We start from the raw sequence: 19,043 nt of genomic DNA on the forward strand, positions 1-19,043 counted from the left end.
ATGGGCGATATTCTGATCACAGATGATGAGCGTGATATCCGAGAGCTGATTTCGGATATCCTTGAAGATGAGGGCTTTACCACCCGTCTGGCAGGCACCTCCGATGAATGCATGGCGCAGATCGAAAAAGAACCACCAGCGCTGATGATCCTGGATATCTGGCTGAAAGATAGCGGGATGGATGGGATTGATATTCTGAAAGCCGTCAAGCGCGACCATCCTGACATCCCTATCGTCATCATTTCGGGGCATGGCAATATCGAAATCGCTGTCGCTGCGATCAAGCAGGGCGCGTATGATTTCATCGAAAAGCCGTTCAATATCGATCAGCTTTTGGTCGTTATTCGCCGCGCGATGGAGACGTCACGCCTGCGCCGTGAGAACCTGGAGCTAAAGCGCGGTGAAACCGCCAACGCCGAGATGCTCGGCGACAGTGCCGCCTTCCGCGCCTTGAAATCCCAGCTTGAGAAGGTGACGAAATCCAATGGCCGTGTCATGCTGACCGGCCCTGCCGGTGCGGGCAAAGAGATCGCGGCCCGCTACATCCACGCCAATTCAAACCGCGCGTCGAGCCCGTTTGTTACGGTGAATTCTGCCTCGATTGAGCCTGAGCGGATGGAAGAGGTCCTTTTTGGCCGCGAAGATAGCGGGCGCGGGATTGAGCCGGGTTTGCTGGAAGAGGCGAATGGCGGCGTCATCTATTTTGATGAGGTGGCCGATATGCCCCTTGGGACACAGTCAAAAATCCTGCGTGTCCTTGTTGATCAGCGGTTTCAACGGGTTGGCGGCGCGGACAAAGTACAGGTTGATTTGCGGGTGATCTCAAGCACTAACCGCGATCTACCGGCTGCGATTGAGGCTGGGATTTTCCGCGAAGAATTGTATCACCGGCTGAACGTCGTGCCGATTGCAGTGCCTTCGCTTGAAGAGCGCCGTGAGGATATTCCGCTATTGGCTGAGCATTTCATCGAAAATTGCAACAAGTCCCAAGGCCTGCCGCTGCGCAAACTGGCCGAGGATGCGCGCGCTTTGCTGCAAACCATGCTCTGGCCAGGCAATGTTCGTCAGTTGAAGAACGTCATTGAACGTGTTCTTATTCTTGGAGAAAACACTGGTGACATCTCGGCAAAAGAACTGCCCGCGGGTGACGAGGCCCCCGATGACGAAAGCCGTATTGTGCTGGCCGGTGGTTTGGCGACGCTGCCGTTGCGCGAGGCGCGCGAGCTGTTTGAACGTGAGTATCTGCTGACCCAGATCAATCGTTTTGGCGGTAATATCAGCCGGACCGCCTCATTCGTCGGGATGGAGCGGTCTGCTTTGCATCGTAAACTCAAATCCCTAGGCGTTGTGACCACGAACAAGGCGGGCGGCCGTGTTGCCTATGTTGAAGGCGAAGAAACATGAAGGTCATCATTTGCGGCGCAGGCCAGGTTGGTTGGCAGATTGCCCGCCATTTGTCGGGCGAAAACAATGATGTCACCGTTGTTGATCATAACCCCGAACTGGTTCGCCGCGCCACGGATACATTGGATGTGCAAGGCATTGCCGGCTTTGCGAGCCATCCGGACGTGCTGGACCGGGCAGGGGCACGGGATGCCGATATGGTTATCGCGGCCACCCATTCCGATGAGGTGAACATGGTAACCTGCCAGGTTGCCCATTCCGTGTTTGCGGTGCAGCGCAAGATCGCCCGGGTGCGTGCGCAAAGCTACTTGGACAAGGGTTATTCTGACCTTTACCGCCGCGATCATCTACCAATTGACGTGGTGATTTCGCCTGAAAAAGAAGTCGCTGACGCGGCTTTGCAGCGTCTTGCTGCTCCTGCTGCTTTTGATACCGAGAGTTTTTTGGAAGGCGGCGCCCAATTGCTGGGGATCACGATTGATGAGGAATGCCCCGTCATCAACACGCCCCTGCGCCAGCTGACCGATCTATTTTCAACATTGCGTGCCGTGGTGGTGGGCATCCGGCGCGAGGGCGCGTTGTTTGTGCCCGCCTCAGGGGATCAGATTTTCCCGGGCGATGAGTGTTATATCTTCTGTCACACTGATGACATGACCCGCACGCTTGAGATTTTCGGCAAGACCCAATCCAAGCAAGAACGCGTGGTCATCATTGGGGGCGGAAATGTCGGCCTGGCCGTGGCCCTTGCGCTTGAAACCCGGACCGAACGGGTCCGCGTCAAGATGATCGAAAAAAACCGCATTTGCGCCGAGGATGCCGCCGATGCGCTAGACCGCACCATTGTTTTGAATGGTGATGGGTTGAATGCCGAGCTGCTGGAAGAGGCCAACATCGCCACGGCCGACGCCGTTTTGGCGGTTACCGATGATGATAAGACCAATCTTTTAGCCTCGGTGAGGGCCAAAGAGATGGGCTGCCCCATGGCCATCACGCTGGTCAATGACCCGACGTTGGTGCCGCTGATGGGCCCGCTGGATATCGATGCCTATATCAATCCACGGGCCACCACCGTCAGCTCAATCTTGCGCCACATTCGTCACGGCCGGGTGCGCGGCGTTTATTCCATTGGCGATGCCGAGGCCGAAGTGATTGAGGCGCAGGTGCTGGGGACCTCGCCCATTGCCGGACAGCGCATTCGCGAGGTCGCCTTTCCCGAAGGTACATTGGTGGGCGGCGTGATGAAGCAAGGCAAAGTGATCAAGCCCACAGCCGATACCCGTATCGAAGAGGGCGATGTGATCGCTATTTTTGCGATAAGTGATGACGTTCCCGAGGTGGAACGGCTTCTTCAGGTCTCGATCGACTTTTTCTGATGCGCTGGATCGTCCGCCTGCCATTCTTCGTGGTGCTGATGGGGTTGGGGTCGCTTGCCATGATTGTCCCGGCAGGTCACGCCGTGATCATGGAAGATTTCAACACGATGCGTGTATTCTTCTACGGGTTCATCCTGTTTTCGATCCTGACCTTGATCATCGGCTTGGCCACGGCAGGCTATGCGCCGCATAACGTGGCGCGCAGTCAGTTGATCGGGCTTTTGTCGGCCTTCACTGTGCTGCCCCTGATGTTTGCCGTCCCGTTTTACGAGGCCGTGGGCAATACAACCTATCTGAACGCCTGGTTCGAAATGGTCTCAAGCTTCACCACAACGGGGGCGACCGTCTATGACACGGCGGGGCGGCTAACCCCATCGTTGCATTTGTGGCGGGCGCTTGTCGGTTGGCTGGGCGGGCTTTTGATCTGGATCACGGCGGTGTCGATCTTTGCGCCCATGAACCTGGGCGGGTTTGAGGTGCGTGCCGCCTCAGCCGTGGGATCGGGCGCGGCAGTATCCTTTACCCAGATTGCCCGGATCACCGACCCACAAGAACGGATGGTGCGCTACACGCTGACGCTGACCCCGATTTATGTAGGGCTGACTTTGGCCTTGTGGATCGGCCTGGTGATCATGGGCGAGTTTCCCTACATCGCCCTGTGCCATGCGATGTCGACCCTGTCGACCTCGGGGATTTCGCCGATCAACGGACTTTACTTTGCCGCGTCGGGATTCTGGGGCGAGCTGCTGATCCTGGCCTTTTTCATATTTGCGCTGTCCCGGCTGACCTTTAGTCGCGGGTTGATTGGTGAACGGCAAAGCGGGCTGCTGCATGATGCTGAATTCCGCACGGCGATGGTCTTGATCGGCGGTGTCACTGTACTGCTGTTCTTGCGCCATTTTTTGGGTTCGTCTGATCAGGAAACGGCGGCGAGCTTGCTGGATGTGGGGCAGGCGCTTTGGGGCGCGCTGTTTACGGTGACGTCCTTTTTGACCACCACGGGGTTTGAATCGCGTTATTGGGACGGGGCCGCCGCATGGTCGGGTGTGCAAACGCCGGGGCTGTTCTTGATCGGGATGGCGCTGATTGGTGGGGGCGTTGCAACGACGGCGGGCGGTGTCAAATTGCTGCGCATTTATGCGCTGTATCGGCATGGGGAGCGTGAGCAGCAGCGCCTGCTGCACCCTTCATCCATCGGCGGCGGTGGGCGCGAAGCGCGCAGGGTGCGTAAACAAGGCGCGGTCATTTCTTGGGTGTTCTTCATGCTTTTCGCGTTGAGCATCGCCGGTGTCATGCTGCTGTTGTCCCTGACGGGCGTGCAGTTTGAAACCTCAATGGTGTTGGCCGTGTCTGCCTTGTCAACAACCGGACCGCTGGCGTCTTTTGCTGCGGAAACACCCATTGCGTATTCCGGCATTCCGGACGCGGCCAAAGCAATTCTAGCGGCGGCGATGGTGCTGGGACGGCTCGAAACGCTGGCGATTATCGCCCTTTTCAACCCCGAAATTTGGCAGCGTTAAGCCTTGAACGTGGTTTCGTCTTTTTGCACTGGAAAGTCCTGAAACCTCGCGACATACTGCGATCACAATCTGGGGGGCCGTTGCGCGGCCGAAATAACAAAAAAAGGAAGTCGCAATGGCTGCCGATAAAGCAAATCTGCAAGACGCGTTTCTGAACCATGTCCGTAAAACCAAGGTACCTGTGACCATTTTCCTCGTGAATGGCGTCAAACTGCAGGGCGTGATCACATGGTTCGACAGTTTCTGCGTGCTGCTGCGCCGTGATGGGCAATCGCAATTGGTCTACAAAAGCGCGATTTCCACCATCATGCCTGCGCAGCCCATCAGCCTTTATGAAGGTGAAGAGTAGCATTGCTTGAACATGACAAGCCCGTCACCCGGGCTTGGGTGCTGCATCCCGATCTGAAATCAGACCAAAGCCGCCGTGCCGCAGAGCCGGCGCTGGAAGAGGCCGTGTCATTGGCCGCTGCATTGCCTGATCTCGAGGTCTGCGGCGCTGATGTCGTTCGCTTGCCCCGTATTCAACCTGGCATGCTGTTCGGCAAGGGCAAGATTGATGAACTCGCGGGTGTTTTCAAAGCCGCCGAGATTGAGCTGGTTTTGATCGATGGGCCAGTGACGCCCGTTCAACAGCGCAATCTTGAAAAGGCCTGGGGTGTCAAACTGCTTGACCGCACCGGCTTGATCTTGGAGATTTTCAGCGACCGCGCCCGCACATCTGAGGGTGTTTTGCAGGTTGAAATGGCGGCGCTGTCCTATCAGCGCACCCGATTGGTGCGTGCCTGGACTCACCTGGAACGCCAGCGCGGTGGCTTGGGTTTTGTAGGCGGCCCGGGCGAGACCCAGATTGAGGCGGACCGCCGCGCTATTGATGAACAGTTGAACCGGCTGCGCAAACAATTGGCCAAAGTGGTCAAGACCCGCGAATTGCACCGCGCCTCGCGCGCCAAGGTCCCGTTCCCGATTGTGGCCTTGGTCGGCTATACCAATGCGGGTAAATCGACCCTATTCAACCGGCTGACCGGGGCCGAGGTGCTGGCAAAAGATATGCTCTTTGCGACCCTGGACCCCACCATGCGCAAGATTGTGCTGCCCACAGGCGATGAGGTGATCATGTCCGACACCGTGGGCTTCATCAGCGATCTGCCGACCGAATTGGTTGCGGCTTTCCGGGCGACCCTGGAAGAGGTATTAGATGCCGACTTGATCGTCCATGTACGTGATATCAGCCACCCGCAGACCGAAGAGCAGGCCGAGGACGTGCACGCGATCCTGCAAGGCCTCGGGATCGGGGATGAGGCGCCCATTGTTGAGGTCTGGAACAAGATCGACCTGTTGGACGATGAAGCCCGCGCGGCCACGTTGACCCAAGTTGAACGAACTACCGATCTTTACGGGGTGTCGGCCCTGACGGGTGAGGGGATGGACCCACTGCTTGCGGCAATCCCCGACAAGTTGAAAGACCCGCGCCATACCGAGACGCTGCATCTGCCATTCGCCGATGGGCGCCGCCGGGCTTGGCTGTTTGATGCGGGGATCGTCACCGAAGATGTCATGACCGACGAGGGCTACGACATGACCGTCTTTTGGACTGAGCTGCAAAAGAAACGGTTTGCGCAGCTTTAGCGGGTGAATGCGCCGGCGTATTTGCTGCCTTTGTCTTATTACTGTTACGCGATACCAGCAATAACGCCTTTTCAACGCAAGGGGACGAAGCTGTGCATTTTGAAACCCTCCAATCGATCAGTATCAACGGAACGCTGACCACGCCGAATGATGATCGATGCGGGGCAACAGCGCAGTTGGCCTGGGTCGTTGATGGTGCAACCGATCTGGCGCCACCCGGTTTGTTGGGACAACAGGGCGGCGCTGCTTGGCTCGCCGAGACCGCAAGCCTGGCGTTTGGCGCCGCGCTGGCCGGGAACATTCAGGCCTCATGTCAAACCGCCTTTGTCCGGATTGAAGACCAGTTTGAACGCCAAAAGACGCGAGACGTCATTGCAGCCTGGGAAGTCCCTAAAGCCGCCTTTTGTTTGGCGCAATTGACAGATAACGGGCTTTCAGTCGCATGGGCCGCGGATAGCCCGATTTTGCGGATGTCCGGGGATGATGTCCTGTGGTGCACCGGAGAACCTGACACAAGTGCAGAAGCCGAGGACGCCCGCGCATTGGGGGATGGGGTTGGTGCGGCGCGCGCGCTGTCTGGCGCAGTTCTTGAGGACCGGCGTGCCCATCGCGCACAGGATGGGCATGCGGCGCTTAGTCCAGATGCGCAGGCCAGTGCGGCGGTCACGCGCTATGCGCATCATGATATTGCGGTCGGGGATGAGCTGCTTTTGATGAGCGATGGGTTTGCCAGTCTGGTCACGGATTATCAAAGATACTCTGCGCAGGAACTCGCTGCCGCAGTGCGATCAGATGGGCTGGCAAGACTGGCGGAAGAAATCCGTGAGATCGAGGAGGCGGATTCCGCTTGCCTGCGCTTTCCACGGTTTAAAGTGAGTGATGATGCCACTGCCATGTGGTTGAAGATCGGAGGCTAAAGTGTTTTGCGTTTTAACTGAGCCACCCGCATCGCAAATGGCGTTCGACCGCAGGGGGAGGCCACGCATTGCTCATCAGTTTAAACGCAAGATGGCCTAGTCGTTTTGTAGTTCCATTCGAACCTGCATTAGAATTTTCCCCAGCTGGTTAAGGCCAGCTCCGTCAGGTCCAATTCCCCAATAGGCATCCATCGGGGCGTTCTCTGCGATGTGGGCGTTTCCTGTGGATATGAGAAGTTCTCGAGGAATGGCATGAGTTTGAAACTTGCGCCTGACTGCGTTCAACATAATTTCGTCTTTGACATCTTCCCAATCGGCGCGGAGTGGGATCCTTCTTGTCATACCTAGCGCCTTCGCATCCTTTGGTTTTCCGCAACGTCTGATCCGTTCGCGATAATCATCATCGTGGAATTTCATTGCCTGGAAGTAATGCTCAACGGTCCGCCACCACAGGTCGTCAAATGCGACGCCATATGGCGCAAAGTTTGAAAACTCAGAGTATGCGTCTGTTTGCGCGTAAAAGTAGATCGTGCTTTCGGGCTTAGAGGACATCTGAACATGAATGCCAGAACCGCCAGGATTCACAAGTAGTTTTGGATTCGACGACCAAGTTTGCTTAGACGCCCTAAGGCCCGGCTGGCACCAGCACAGTCACCCCGACAGCCGCCGCCCGTGCCAGATCGGGGTCGAGCGACATGGGAATGTATTCACCCCGCCGCCAGAGCTCGCCCAGGTCGTCGTAGTAACGCGACAAAGGGTGGCCCGATTGCCCTGTCGACGTGATGAAAACCGAACTGTCGGGGTCTGCGAAATCGTAAACTCCGCGATAGCCTGCCGCATGCACGTTTTGAAACGGCGCGTCGCCCGTGCCAGAGGTTTTTCCCCGTTGCAGCGTATTATCCCCGCCGCTGGTCGATTGCCGGATGTTCACGATCCAATTCAGGATCGGTGTATTCCCCAGCACAGGGTGATCGTGGGTTGCCACATGGGCATCGCCCCAGCGGACGGCCTCAACCGCGTCGCCGTGATTTTCCTGTATCCAAAGCAAAGCATCATCCAAAGATTGCCGTGCGATATCGGTGCAGGTTTCAACCAGGGCCGATTGGATCACGTCGCACCAGATGCCGGCCCCATCGATATTCCGAAAGACCCGTTCGATGAAAACCGGATCGGGGTGGGTGAATTCAGCGGTAAGCGGTCCCAGCTCATCCCGGATCAGCCGCTGCTGAAAGGCCCGTGCCCAGGCCGCATAGATCAGCGGCTCTGGCAGGTGTTCGTTCATCTCGCCATTCCAGGCCGACAACAGATCCAGCGCGATTTGCCGTTGCCGTTCGGGCGTCCCTTCAGGGGCCGCATCACCGGTGAACCACAGATCGGCGCCCATCAGGGTTGAAAGCGTGCGGGCGGTAAAGCTGACAGTGTCCAACTGTGCCTCAATAAAGCTGTCGCGCGTATGCACTTCGCGGGCCTGCATCAGCCTGCGCCAACGGTTAATCCGCTGCGTGTCCCCCCAGCGATGCGAGACATGCATCGGAAAGGGCCGGTCGATGGTTTTATTATTGGTGTTCCCGATGATCCCGCCTTCGGGGTTCGTGAACTCGGGATTGTCACTGTAGGGAAAACGCCCTTGCCAACGGTTTTGGGCCAAATAGCCAAAAGACGGCAGCCGCCCTTGGCTTTGATGCGCGGGATCGCGCGCGGGCAGGGCACCTAGTGTTTTCAGTGCAATCCGGTTCCTGTCTGCGATGGTCAGGTTTTGCGCTGGCGCGATGTAGCCCTCACCGGCGCGCAGCACTTCGTTGACGGTCCGTGCCCGCATGATGGCAAGCGCTGCGGACATGGATGTGTCCTGATCAGAAAGCGCGCTCCATGCTATGGATGTCACATGCCCGGGCGGGGTAATGGTGCCAAGGTTGAACTGATCGGCGGGCATCACGGGGCCGTTCACCGTCCAGCGCAGACGCAAGGTGACAGCTGGGCCATCCTTGACCGTGATGATGCTGTCACGTGTTTCAAACGGGACCCAGCCGTTCACCCCCCGATATTCATTGGGATTATCGGGGTTCAGCTCTTCTATATAAATATCTTGATCATCGACATAAGCGCTGGTCAGCCCCCAGCCGATGCTGTCGCCGCGCCCGCTTAGCACAAGGGGCATGCCTGGGATGGTTCCGCCGATCACGCCGCCACTGGCCAGTTCCAACCGGGCCAGATACCAGATTGAGGGTGCCGTCAGCCCCAAATGCGGGTCATTGGCCAAAAGCGTTGCGCCACTGGCCGAGCGGCTGGCATCCGCCGCCCAGGCGTTTGAGGCGCCTGCCAGCTCGGGCCGCTTGAACGGGGCGAGCAGATCATCCGCGGGCCGTATGCTGGCGGTATAGGTTGGTACATTGGGCACCAGCTGCGCATATTCGGGCAGGGCGGCAACCCCTTGGCCCGGATCATCGGGCAGGATATCGGCAAGCCGTTCATTTCCGATCACAAGCGATGTGCGGGCGCGCAGTACCTCGCTTTCCAAATGCGAGGAAAACTGCATCGCCATCAGTTTCAGGATGACGAGCGAATCTGCGGGCTGCCAGGGGGCCACCGGGTGGTTGAACAGCCACATCTCGGGGGCACCGCGGCCGCGCGCGCCTGCATTCACTTCGTCCAGCCAGGCATTCACGCCGCTTGCATAGGCCCGCAGCGTGGCTTTGGTCGTCTCATCCTGCACAGCGAATGAAGCGACGGCCAGCGTGTAAAAATCATACCGGCGCATCACCTCATCAATGCCGAGTGTCCGTTCGCCAAACAGTTCGGACAGACGCCCTTGGGCCGTCCGCCGCAGCATGGTCATCTGCCATAGCCTGTCTTGGGCATGGGCATAGCCAAGGGCGAAAAACACGTCTTCATCGGTTTCGCCAAAGATGTGGGGCACGTTGGCGTTGTTGCGCACGATTTCAACCGGGGCGCTGATACCGGTGACATTACGCGTGCCGTCATAATCGGGCAGTGAGCGCGAGGCGAAGTAATAGATCAGCGCGATGGTCCCAACGCCCAGAAAAACAACGGCGTAGGTCAGGCGGATCATCCAGCGAAAGAGACGTGCCATGGGGCCCTCGGGTCTTGTGATTGCCCTGCTTTTATCAATCTAGCGCGTTAGGACAAGCTAGCGTTCAGGGATCAAGCCGCGCGGGCTGAACCGCAGGACCGATAGCAGGACCAATCCCATGGTCAAAAGCCGCATATGGGCCGCCGATTCAATCATCCGATCTTTCAAGGCGCTGCCATCCTCAAGCCCACTGCTGAGCAGGTTCATCAGCCCCAGCCCAAGCGGTTCAACCTGAACCCAGAGGAACCATATCAGCATCCCGCCCAGGATCGCTCCGAAATTATTGCCAGAACCGCCAACAATCACCATGACCCAGACCAGAAAGGTAAAGCGCAATGGCTGATAGGTGCCTGGCGTCAGCTGCCCGTCCAGCGTTGTCATCATGGCGCCCGCAATGCCGCAAATGGCCGAGCCGAGAATAAAGATCTGCAAATGCCGGGCGGTGACGTCCTTGCCCATGGCTTCGGCGGCGACCTCATTATCGCGGATCGCGCGCATCATCCGTCCCCAGGGGCTGTGCAGCGCCTGTTGTGCCAGCCAAAGCAGGATCAGCAGGACGATGGTGAACAGGATTGCATAACCCATCTTGGTGTAAAGGGTTGAGGCCGTGACAGGATCAAGTCCTAGGCTTGCGGCCCGTTCCACAAAGCCCGGATCGTTTTGCAGATCGATCTCATAGGGTACGGGCCGGGGCAGACCGATGACGTTTTTGACGCCCCGCGCCAGCCAGTCTTCGTTTTTCAGGATGGCTATGATGATCTCGGCAATGCCCAGCGTGGCAATCGCCAGATAGTCGGATCGCAGCCCAAGCGCGGTTTTCCCGATGATCCAGGCGGCCCCAGCGGCCAGCAGCCCCCCAACAGGCCAGCTGAGCAAGACCGGCAGGTTCAGCCCGCCGAGGTTGCCGGTTGAGGCCGGATTGATCGCCTCAATCGCGGCTTTGGCCGGATCAAACACGGCGCGGAAGACGAAGAACCCGCCAATCAGGATGACAAGCGTTGCGATTGTGCGCACCCGCCCTTGCAATTGCTTTTGCGCGATGACAGCCGCGACAACCGTGGCAGCCCCCAAGGCAAGCCCTGCAAAGATGCGCAACCCGCCCGCTTGCCAGGCTTCGGGCACGGGCGGTGTTGACACCAGAACCGTGGCCAGCCCGCCAAGCGCGACAAATCCCATCACACCGATGTTGAAGAGCCCCGCAAACCCCCATTGCAGGTTCACCCCCAGGGCCATTATCGCGGAAATCAGCCCCATATTCAGGATCAACAAGGCCGAGTTCCAACCTTGCACAAGCCCGGTCCCCAAAAGCAGGAGTGCCACAAGCCCAAACAGCGCGGTGTTTTTGTAAATCGGGTTCATACGGATTGCCCCTTAAACAGGCCGGTCGGTTTGAACAGCAAGACAATGATCAGGATCGCGAAACTGACCGCAAATTTGTAATCGGTCGACAGAAGCTGGACCAGGCCGTCCGGCTCGAGGCTTTCAGGCATCAGGTAGGTCAGTACCTTTTTCCAGGCATAGGTGATTGTGACCTCGCTAAAGGCAATCACAAAACCGCCGGCAATGGCCCCAATGGGGTTGCCAAGACCGCCGACAATAGCGGCGGCAAAGATGGGCAGCAGCAGCTGGAAATAGGTGAAGGCCTTAAAGGACTTATCAAGCCCGTAAAGGACGCCCGCCGTGGTGGCCAGCGCGGCGACGATCATCCAGGTGACCTTGACCACCCAGTCAGGGTTGATGCCCGAAAGCAGTGCTAGGTCTTCGTTGTCCGAGAATGCGCGCATGGATTTACCGGTGCGCGTTTTGTTCAGGAACCAAAAGAGCAGGGCGACAGCGATGATGGCGACAACGACCGTAATGACTTGCGTCGTTCTGATCGCCAACCCTTCGCTCAGGCCAGTCATATCACGGAATTCGCGGGCGGTGATGATGAAACGCTCGCCATCGGCAAAGCGGATATCATCCACCCCGATGATAAAGCGCACAATCCCGTTCATCACGAACATCACGCCCATGGACACGATGACCAAGATCACCGGCTTAGCCTTTTGATCACGATAAAATTTGTAAACCAGCCAATCGGTGGCCAGCACCAGCCCAATCGTCGCGGCGATCCCAAACGGCAGCGCCAGCAACGCGGTCGGCAGCGGACCAAAGGTGATGCCGATGGCCAAGAGCGCGTTGGTCCCGATGATCGTCATCGCGGTGCCGAACGCCATGGTGTCTCCGTGGGCAAAGTTCGAAAAACGCAGGATGCCGTAAATCAGGGTCACACCAAGCGCGCCGATGGCCAGCTGCGCGCCGTAGGCGAGGCCGGGGACGATGACGAAATTGGCAAGGGCGACTAGGGCGTTGAGAATGTCCATTATTGATCCCTGGTGTAACGCAATGCCGAACATATCAGTTTCGTGACATTTTCAGAAAGATAGGTGCCGTGACCGGTGACGACCGAGTGATAATTTAATCCAAATGCGTCTGCGACTTCGTTATTTGGTATAATGATCGCTCCAAAATCTCGTTCTGGTGCCGTCGAAACGAATTCTTGGGCTTCGTCTAATGACGAAAAATAACCCAGTTTATAACGGACGCCCTCTATTGAATTAGCCATAAAATATTCTCCGTTGTCCTCGATTAGAGTTACCGAAGAAATTGGCAAGTTGCCCCTGATACAAACCCCACCCTCGCATACTTGATAGATGGAGCAACCAGCTGGATAGCCACTTTGGTCGAAGGCTGCCGAAAGCAGCGTTGGTATCAGGCTAGTAAGAATGGCCGCGCGAAAAACTGATCTGTATGTTTTCATCCGCCCAAGAAACTCCGCCGTACTTCGGGATCGGCCAGCAGTTCTTTGCCCGTCCCTGTATGCGCATTGCGCCCTTGCACCAAAACATAGGCTTTATCTGCGATTTCAAGCGCTTGCCGGGCGTTTTGTTCGACCATCAAAATGGGAATTCCGGTGCGCGAGACCTCGATGATCCGGTCGAAAAGCTCATCCATCACGATGGGGCTGACCCCGGCGGTGGGCTCATCCAGCATCAGCACTTTCGGCTGGGTCATCAGGGCCCGGCCCACGGCCACCTGCTGGCGCTGACCGCCTGATAACTCGCCCGCGGCTTGATTGCGCTTTTCCTTTAGGATCGGGAACAGATCATAGACCTGTGCCATCGTGTCCGAAAAATCATCGCGCCGGATAAACGCGCCCATTTCAAGGTTCTCTTCAACGGTCATTGAGGTAAAGATATTGGCGACTTGCGGGACGAACCCCATGCCTTTGACAACGCGTTCTTGCGGGGACAGGTGGGTGATGTCTTCGCCATCTAGCCGGACAGCGCCCTGATTGACGTTCAGCATCCCGAACACGGCCTTCATTGCCGTGGATTTACCCGCCCCATTGGGGCCGACAATCACGGCAATCTCGCCTTTTTCGGCGGCAATCGTGCAACCATGCAGAATGTCGGGGCCTTTGCCATAACCACCGGTCATGGCGTCGCCGATCAGGAAAGCTTCGCTCACGGCGTGATATATTCCTCAAGGAAAGGCGCATAGGTGGTCAGCGTGTCCCGCATCAAGGCCTGCTCTGTTGCGTCCGCGTGGTTTTCATAGATGTAATACAGCGTCCCAGCGGCACCCAATACGGCGCCCAAAAGCAGTGTGAGTAAGAATTTCATGTCGCGCTTACCTTATCTTTGTTTTTCAATCCGGTGCCGAGATAAGCCTCGATCACCTGTTCGTTTGCCTTGATCTCATCCAAGGTTCCTTCGGCCAGGACATGCCCCTCGGCCATACAGATCACCGGATCGCAGAGGCGTCCGATAAAATCCATGTCATGTTCGATCACAACAAAAGTGTAGTTCCGTTCCTTGTTCAGGCGGATTATTGCATCCCCGATCGTGTTCAGCAGGGTCCGGTTCACACCGGCGCCGACCTCATCCAGAAACACGATCCGCGCGTCCACCATCATGGTCCGGCCCAGTTCAAGCAGCTTTTTCTGCCCGCCAGAGAGGTTGCCCGCCTTTTCCTCTTTCAGGTGGTCGATGGTCAGAAATTCAAGCACTTCATCGGCCTTGGCGCGTAGTGCCCGTTCTTCATTGGCAATCCGGCGCCGTCCGATCCAGGCATTCCACAGGGTCTCGCCTGATTGGTCGCCGGGAACCATCATCAGGTTCTCGCGCACGGTCATTGATGAAAATTCGTGGGCGATTTGGAAAGTGCGCAGCAACCCTTTGTGAAACAGGGTATGGGGCGGCAGACCGGTGATATCCTCACCCTGCATGGTGACCCGTCCCGATGTTGGTTTCAGAACACCTGCTATCACATTGAAAAGTGTTGTTTTTCCGGCGCCATTCGGTCCGATCAATCCGGTGATTGATCCTTCTTGAATCGTCAAAGACGCCCCATCAACGGCATGGAATCCCCCAAAGGTTTTCACCAGGTTTTCAACGATGATCATTCACTTCCCCTCGCGCGCGGTTTTTTATGCGCGTCTATTGTCGTAAGCGGCGCGGGTGTGATCCCGCGCCGCCTTTTTGTCAATCCGGTGGATTAACGATAGCCAATCGTCGAATAGACGCCATCGGCAAATTCGACTTCCTGATAGTTGCCAGCGCTTTCGCCGGGGCCAATCAGTTCAACGGCGGACGCGCCGACATAGTCGATTTCTTCACCTGCGGCCAAAAGCTCAAGGCCCTTTTGCAGCTCACCTGGCATGATTTCGACGCCTGGGCCATTCGCGACGTCAAAGATATGGTCTTTGAACGCGGCAGAATCGCTTGATCCAGCGGCTTGCATCGCCAGCATGATCAGCGCTGCTGCGTCATAGGATTCAGGTGCGAATGCGCCGGTGCCGTCAAAGCCAGCACCTTCGGCAAGTTCAACAAACATGCCTGCGCCCGCGTTATCTGTTCCCGGATAGGCCCCGAATGAGCCGTTCAGCTCATCGCCGAAGTTTTCATTCAGCTTTTCGCCGACCATCCCGTCTGGAACGTAGAACGTATCAAACGCGCCTGTGTCCAGGGCCGAACGGATGACGCCCGAGCCGCCTTGGTCCACGTAACCGGCGACAACCAGCACTTCACCACCAGCGGATGCCAGCGCGCCGACTTCAGCCGAATAGTCGGCCTTGCCGTCTTCATGCGCAGCTGAGATTGTGACTGTGCCGCCAGCTTCTTCAAACGCGGCCTGGAACGCGTCAGCCAGACCTTTGCCGTAGTCGTTATTGGTATAGGTCAGTGCCACTTCGCTAAAGCCGCGATCCTGCAGGATATTGGTGATGATGACACCTTGGCGCGCATCGGACGGGGCGGTGCGGAAGAACAGCCCATCATCTTCAGCGGTCGACAGGCCAGGCGATGTGGCCGAGGGCGAGATCATTACAACGCCGTTCGGACGCGCAACATTTTGCAAGATGGCCCCTGTGACGCCGGAGCAGTCCGCGCCCATGATGGCGTGCACATTGTCAGATGTGACCAGACGCTCGGCCGCTGCCGTGGCTGCGCCGGCATCGATGCATGTGCTGTCACCGCGTACAGATGTCACGGTGGATCCGTCTAGCAATGCACCTGACTCGGTCACTTCCTGCATGGCCAGTTCCGCGCCCGAGCCCATTGCGGGGGTGATCGATTCCAAAGGCCCGGTAAAGCCAAGGATCACGCCGATTTTGATATCTTCTGCATTTGCGCCGCCTGCCATCATTGCGATGGCTGAGCTGGCCAAGAATAATTTTCTCATTTTTATCTCCCTGTTGGAACGCATTGTTCTGCATTGCAGATTAGCAGCACGTTTCCAAAAGAAAAGTCAGAACCAAAGGTGAATTCGACCGAACAACGTCCTTTGTGCGGGAAGATCGGGCAGGGGCGCCCTAGATCGACAATCGCGCCGCGTGGCTGCCGCGTTCGCGGTAGGGGGTCGTGTCATAATGGGATCGGTAGCATTTCGAAAAATGCGAGGGCGAGGCAAAACCGCAGGCAAGTGCCACATTGATCACCGTCATATCGGTCTGCATCAGCAGGTTACGCGCCTTTTGCAGCCGCAATTCCATGTAATAACGTTTGGGGCTACGGGAAAGGTAGCGCCGAAACAGCCGTTCAAGCTGGCGCGTGGACATGCCCACATCTTTGGCCAAGATAGAGGGGCTGATCGGCTCTTCGATATTCTGCTCCATCATCTGGATCACGCGGGACAGTTTGGGGTGCCGGACGCCGATCCGAGTCGGGATCGACAAACGTTGTGTGTCCTGATCTGTGCGGATCGCCGAATAGATCATGATATCGGCCACCGCATTGGCCAGCTCTTCGCCATGATCATCAGCAATGATTTTGAGCATCAGATCAATCGATGCGGTCCCGCCTGCGGTGGTGATCCGGTTCCCGTCAACAACAAAGACCGATTTGGTCAGTTCGACCTCGTCAAATTCTTCGGTAAAGCTGTCTTGGTTTTCCCAATGAATGGTCGCACGTTTTCCATCCAGCAGCCCGGCCCGCGCCATCGTGTATCCCGCTGTGCAAAGTCCGATCACGGTGACACCGCGCCGCGCCTCGCGCCGCAGCCAGCCCAGCAGCTTTTTGGTGGTGGCGTCTTTGATATCCATCCCGCCGCACAGCACGACCGTGTCATCGCGCTGCAATTCGGCCAGATCATCATCTAGTTGGAACTTGCATCCGTTAGAGCAGATCGCCTCAACGCCGCCTTCACCGACAAGCTGCCAGCTATACAGCGTTTTTGCGGCGCTTTGGTTCGCAATCCGCAGGCTGTCCAGGGCCGAGGCAAAGGACATTAACGTAAATTCCTGCATCAAAACAAAGACAAACCGGCGCGGCTTGCCGGTATGTGCAACCTCCACAATGTCCTGTTCTGTCCGCATTGGCGTGCCTATTGAATCGGTTCGATTGGCGAAGCTCATCAGGTTTGATCTGATCGTTCAAGTGGGATAATCGCGTCCGGCTCTGATCGCAGCGCAATTTGTCATTGGCCCGGGCGGTTTGCCGCGTTATACGCTGCCTCCAGGGTGCAACGAAGCCCCTGAAAACCTTGATATGGAGCAAGACGATGACTGACTGGCAAAAATCTGACTGGCGCAAAAAGCCCCGGGTTCAGATGCCTGAGTATACTGACGCAGCCGCCCTTAGCGCTGTTGAAGCGCGCCTTGCCAGCTATCCACCCTTGGTTTTCGCCGGTGAGGCCCGCAAGCTGAAATCTGAGCTGGCCGCAGTCAGCCGCGGTGAGGCTTTTCTGCTGCAAGGCGGCGATTGCGCCGAAAGCTTTGCCGAATTCGCCGCCGATGGCATCCGCGACACGTTCAAAGTGATGTTGCAGATGGCGATGGTCCTGACCTATGGCGCCAAAGTGCCCGTCGTCAAAGTCGGCCGGATGGCAGGCCAGATGGCCAAGCCACGTTCGGCTCCAACCGAAACGGTTGATGGGGTCGAGCTGCCCAGCTACCGCGGCGATATCATCAACGGCTTTGACTTCACCGAAGCCAGCCGCGTTCCCGATCCAGAGCGGATGCTGCAGGCCTACCTGCAGGCCGCGGCCACATTGAACCTGCTGCGCGCGTTCTCGACCGGTGGTTTTGCGAATGTGCATGAAGTGCACAAATGGACGCTTGGCTTTACCAGCTTCAATGAGGTTGCCAAATACAGCGATATGGCGGGCCGTATCAGCGATACGCTCGACTTTATGGAGGCCGCCGGCCTGACCACAGACACCAATCACGAACTCCAGACCGTTGATTTCTACACTAGCCACGAAGCGCTGTTGCTGGAATATGAAGAGGCGCTTTGCCGTCTTGATTCCACCTCTGGCAAATGGCTGGCGGGTTCGGGTCACATGATCTGGATCGGCGATCGCACGCGGCAGCCTGATGGCGCACATGTGGAATTCTGCAAAGGTGTTCAGAACCCGATTGGTCTGAAATGTGGGCCAAGCATGACCTCTGGTCACCTCAAATCGCTGATGGCCTCACTGAACCCCGAGAATGAAGCGGGCCGCCTGACCCTGATCGCGCGCTTCGGTGCAGGATCCGTGGGCGAGCATCTGCCGCGCCTCATCCGGGCCGTCGAAGAAGAGGGCGCCAATGTGGTTTGGACCTGTGATGCGATGCATGGAAACACGATCAAATCCTCAACCGGCTATAAAACCCGGCCATTTGACAGCGTTCTGCGCGAGGTAAAGGAATTCTTTGCTGTGCATAACGCAGAAGGCACGATCCCGGGTGGTGTGCATTTTGAAATGACCGGCAAGGATGTGACCGAATGCACCGGCGGTGTGCGTGCTGTGACTGATGAGGATCTGTCCAGCCGTTATCACACTGCTTGTGATCCACGCCTGAATGCGTCGCAGTCTTTGGAACTGGCCTTTTTGGTCGCCGAGGAACTATCAGCCCGCCGCAACGCGTTGCAGCAGGCCAAAGCAGTCTGATCTAGCTGTTATTGACAACCAACCGAAGGACGCCGTGCGCTGCGCTGCGTCCTTTTGGTTTTTCGGTGGGCATAATGGCCTGTACGGCCGCCAATTGCGGGCCTTGTGGCTCGTGTCGGATCGGTTGGTCTGCCGCGATCTCAAACCGGCGGGGGCGGCTGCCACGCGCACCGTCCGTGATAAGGGCGCCCAAGATACGGGTCGTTTCACCCTCGGCATCGCGTAGCGGCAATAGCAGCATGGTGCCCGTCACATCCTGGCGCAGCAATGATCCGCAAGAAATCAACTGTATTGATACGATGGCTTTCGACGCAAAGGCGCTTTCGACCAGCTCAGCCACTTGTTCACGGGCCTCTGGCACGAAAAAAGCGCTGATCGGCATGCCGCGCGCATCCATTTTTAACAGATCGTGCAATTGCTGACCGGCCACGCGCATCCGGGCCACGCCGGGGGCGACACGCTGCAAGATAAAGGCATGCGGCAGGGCCGCATCGATCTGCCGAGGCTCGATATCATTGCGCGATGGGATACGCTGCGCATGACGCAGGGCCCGCCAATATTGTTCGAGGTTTTGCAATGTCGGGTGCTGCGGGGTGGCGGCATCTGTGCGACGGCGCTGGGGAAATTCTGTTACAGTGTTCATCGTGACCTCGAATGGCAATGCCGCTGTCCCGTTAAGGACGTTAGCGAGTTTTCG

18 protein-coding genes are annotated in these 19,043 nt (G+C 57.4%); 7 read left to right on the plus strand and 11 right to left on the minus strand.

The genetic code is table 11. From position 1 onward, the window contains the following. From AABB29_RS15295 to AABB29_RS15320, 6 genes are all read left to right on the plus strand, one after another. Positions 1-1,404, plus strand: a complete 1,404-nt coding sequence (locus AABB29_RS15295; RefSeq protein ID WP_341366093.1) for a sigma-54 dependent transcriptional regulator — start codon at positions 1-3, stop codon at positions 1,402-1,404. Beyond that, positions 1,401-2,777, plus strand: coding sequence for a Trk system potassium transporter TrkA (gene trkA, locus AABB29_RS15300; RefSeq protein ID WP_341366092.1), 1,377 nt, complete (start codon positions 1,401-1,403; stop codon positions 2,775-2,777). Before AABB29_RS15295 ends, trkA begins: the two co-directional genes overlap by 4 nt. After that, a complete protein-coding gene (locus tag AABB29_RS15305; protein WP_341366091.1) occupies positions 2,777-4,297 on the plus strand; it encodes a potassium transporter TrkG in 1,521 nt (506 codons plus the stop codon). Before trkA ends, AABB29_RS15305 begins: the two co-directional genes overlap by 1 nt. Positions 4,298-4,412: 115 nt before the next feature. Next, on the plus strand, positions 4,413-4,646 hold the full coding sequence (hfq, locus tag AABB29_RS15310; protein WP_007204924.1) for an RNA chaperone Hfq: 234 nt from the start codon (positions 4,413-4,415) through the stop codon (positions 4,644-4,646). A gap of 2 nt (positions 4,647-4,648) precedes the next feature. Beyond that, the gene (gene hflX / locus AABB29_RS15315) at positions 4,649-5,923 is read left to right on the plus strand and encodes a GTPase HflX (RefSeq protein WP_341366090.1); all 1,275 of its coding nucleotides are present in this window, start codon (positions 4,649-4,651) and stop codon (positions 5,921-5,923) included. Positions 5,924-6,015: 92 nt separating this feature from the next. Then, positions 6,016-6,840 carry a hypothetical protein gene (locus AABB29_RS15320; RefSeq protein ID WP_341366089.1) on the plus strand — a complete coding sequence of 275 codons (825 nt, stop codon included), beginning with the start codon at positions 6,016-6,018 and terminating at the stop codon, positions 6,838-6,840. Between the two features lie 96 nt (positions 6,841-6,936). On the opposite strand, the gene AABB29_RS15325 is transcribed toward AABB29_RS15320, so the two are convergent. The 10 genes from AABB29_RS15325 to AABB29_RS15370 all read right to left on the minus strand — a co-directional run bounded on the left by AABB29_RS15325 (position 6,937) and on the right by AABB29_RS15370 (position 16,790). Beyond that, positions 6,937-7,392, minus strand: coding sequence for an NADAR family protein (locus AABB29_RS15325; protein ID WP_341366088.1), 456 nt, complete (start codon positions 7,390-7,392; stop codon positions 6,937-6,939). A gap of 73 nt (positions 7,393-7,465) precedes the next feature. After that, a complete protein-coding gene (locus AABB29_RS15330; protein WP_373636609.1) occupies positions 7,466-9,931 on the minus strand; it encodes a penicillin acylase family protein in 2,466 nt (821 codons plus the stop codon). Between the two features lie 57 nt (positions 9,932-9,988). After that, complete coding sequence (locus AABB29_RS15335) at positions 9,989-11,290, minus strand: branched-chain amino acid ABC transporter permease (RefSeq protein ID WP_341366087.1); 1,302 nt, start codon at positions 11,288-11,290, stop codon at positions 9,989-9,991. Continuing rightward, complete coding sequence (locus tag AABB29_RS15340) at positions 11,287-12,297, minus strand: branched-chain amino acid ABC transporter permease (RefSeq protein WP_341366086.1); 1,011 nt, start codon at positions 12,295-12,297, stop codon at positions 11,287-11,289. Before AABB29_RS15340 ends, AABB29_RS15335 begins: the two co-directional genes overlap by 4 nt. After that, positions 12,297-12,734 carry a hypothetical protein gene (locus AABB29_RS15345; RefSeq protein WP_341366085.1) on the minus strand — a complete coding sequence of 146 codons (438 nt, stop codon included), beginning with the start codon at positions 12,732-12,734 and terminating at the stop codon, positions 12,297-12,299. Before AABB29_RS15345 ends, AABB29_RS15340 begins: the two co-directional genes overlap by 1 nt. Beyond that, positions 12,731-13,444, minus strand: coding sequence for an ABC transporter ATP-binding protein (locus AABB29_RS15350; RefSeq protein WP_341366084.1), 714 nt, complete (start codon positions 13,442-13,444; stop codon positions 12,731-12,733). The genes AABB29_RS15345 and AABB29_RS15350 overlap by 4 nt, the downstream gene beginning before the upstream one ends. Beyond that, positions 13,441-13,599, minus strand: coding sequence for a hypothetical protein (locus AABB29_RS15355; RefSeq protein ID WP_341366083.1), 159 nt, complete (start codon positions 13,597-13,599; stop codon positions 13,441-13,443). Before AABB29_RS15355 ends, AABB29_RS15350 begins: the two co-directional genes overlap by 4 nt. Next, the gene (locus AABB29_RS15360) at positions 13,596-14,381 is read right to left on the minus strand and encodes an ABC transporter ATP-binding protein (RefSeq protein ID WP_341366082.1); all 786 of its coding nucleotides are present in this window, start codon (positions 14,379-14,381) and stop codon (positions 13,596-13,598) included. Before AABB29_RS15360 ends, AABB29_RS15355 begins: the two co-directional genes overlap by 4 nt. 92 nt (positions 14,382-14,473) lie before the next feature. After that, positions 14,474-15,658 (minus strand): ABC transporter substrate-binding protein, encoded by a 1,185-nt coding sequence (locus AABB29_RS15365; RefSeq protein WP_341366081.1) that lies wholly within the window; start codon positions 15,656-15,658, stop codon positions 14,474-14,476. Positions 15,659-15,788: 130 nt separating this feature from the next. Then, positions 15,789-16,790, minus strand: coding sequence for a GlxA family transcriptional regulator (locus tag AABB29_RS15370; RefSeq protein ID WP_341366080.1), 1,002 nt, complete (start codon positions 16,788-16,790; stop codon positions 15,789-15,791). A gap of 185 nt (positions 16,791-16,975) precedes the next feature. Between AABB29_RS15370 and AABB29_RS15375 the strand changes: the two genes are divergently transcribed. Further along, on the plus strand, positions 16,976-18,346 hold the full coding sequence (locus AABB29_RS15375; RefSeq protein WP_341366079.1) for a class II 3-deoxy-7-phosphoheptulonate synthase: 1,371 nt from the start codon (positions 16,976-16,978) through the stop codon (positions 18,344-18,346). 1 nt (position 18,347) lies between these two features. On the opposite strand, the gene AABB29_RS15380 is transcribed toward AABB29_RS15375, so the two are convergent. Beyond that, positions 18,348-18,989, minus strand: coding sequence for a PAS domain-containing protein (locus AABB29_RS15380; protein WP_341366078.1), 642 nt, complete (start codon positions 18,987-18,989; stop codon positions 18,348-18,350). Positions 18,990-19,043: the final 54 nt, after the last annotated feature.

This window comes from Yoonia sp. BS5-3, assembly GCF_038069655.2.
GTDB lineage: Bacteria > Pseudomonadota > Alphaproteobacteria > Rhodobacterales > Rhodobacteraceae > Yoonia > Yoonia phaeophyticola.

Excerpts from the sequence above, each read along its gene's own strand:
- AABB29_RS15295 (WP_341366093.1), top strand. The coding sequence starts at position 1 with ATGGGCGATATTCTGATCACAGATGATGAGCGTGATATCCGAGAGCTG.
- trkA (WP_341366092.1), top strand. The coding sequence starts at position 1,401 with ATGAAGGTCATCATTTGCGGCGCAGGCCAGGTTGGTTGGCAGATTGCC.
- AABB29_RS15305 (WP_341366091.1), top strand. The coding sequence starts at position 2,777 with ATGCGCTGGATCGTCCGCCTGCCATTCTTCGTGGTGCTGATGGGGTTG.
- hfq (WP_007204924.1), top strand. The coding sequence starts at position 4,413 with ATGGCTGCCGATAAAGCAAATCTGCAAGACGCGTTTCTGAACCATGTC.
- AABB29_RS15325 (WP_341366088.1), bottom strand. The coding sequence starts at position 7,392 with ATGTCCTCTAAGCCCGAAAGCACGATCTACTTTTACGCGCAAACAGAC.
- AABB29_RS15330 (WP_373636609.1), bottom strand. The coding sequence starts at position 9,931 with ATGGCACGTCTCTTTCGCTGGATGATCCGCCTGACCTACGCCGTTGTT.
- AABB29_RS15335 (WP_341366087.1), bottom strand. The coding sequence starts at position 11,290 with ATGAACCCGATTTACAAAAACACCGCGCTGTTTGGGCTTGTGGCACTC.
- AABB29_RS15340 (WP_341366086.1), bottom strand. The coding sequence starts at position 12,297 with ATGGACATTCTCAACGCCCTAGTCGCCCTTGCCAATTTCGTCATCGTC.
- AABB29_RS15345 (WP_341366085.1), bottom strand. The coding sequence starts at position 12,734 with ATGAAAACATACAGATCAGTTTTTCGCGCGGCCATTCTTACTAGCCTG.
- AABB29_RS15355 (WP_341366083.1), bottom strand. The coding sequence starts at position 13,599 with ATGAAATTCTTACTCACACTGCTTTTGGGCGCCGTATTGGGTGCCGCT.
- AABB29_RS15360 (WP_341366082.1), bottom strand. The coding sequence starts at position 14,381 with ATGATCATCGTTGAAAACCTGGTGAAAACCTTTGGGGGATTCCATGCC.
- AABB29_RS15365 (WP_341366081.1), bottom strand. The coding sequence starts at position 15,658 with ATGAGAAAATTATTCTTGGCCAGCTCAGCCATCGCAATGATGGCAGGC.
- AABB29_RS15370 (WP_341366080.1), bottom strand. The coding sequence starts at position 16,790 with ATGCGGACAGAACAGGACATTGTGGAGGTTGCACATACCGGCAAGCCG.
- AABB29_RS15375 (WP_341366079.1), top strand. The coding sequence starts at position 16,976 with ATGACTGACTGGCAAAAATCTGACTGGCGCAAAAAGCCCCGGGTTCAG.
- AABB29_RS15380 (WP_341366078.1), bottom strand. The coding sequence starts at position 18,989 with ATGAACACTGTAACAGAATTTCCCCAGCGCCGTCGCACAGATGCCGCC.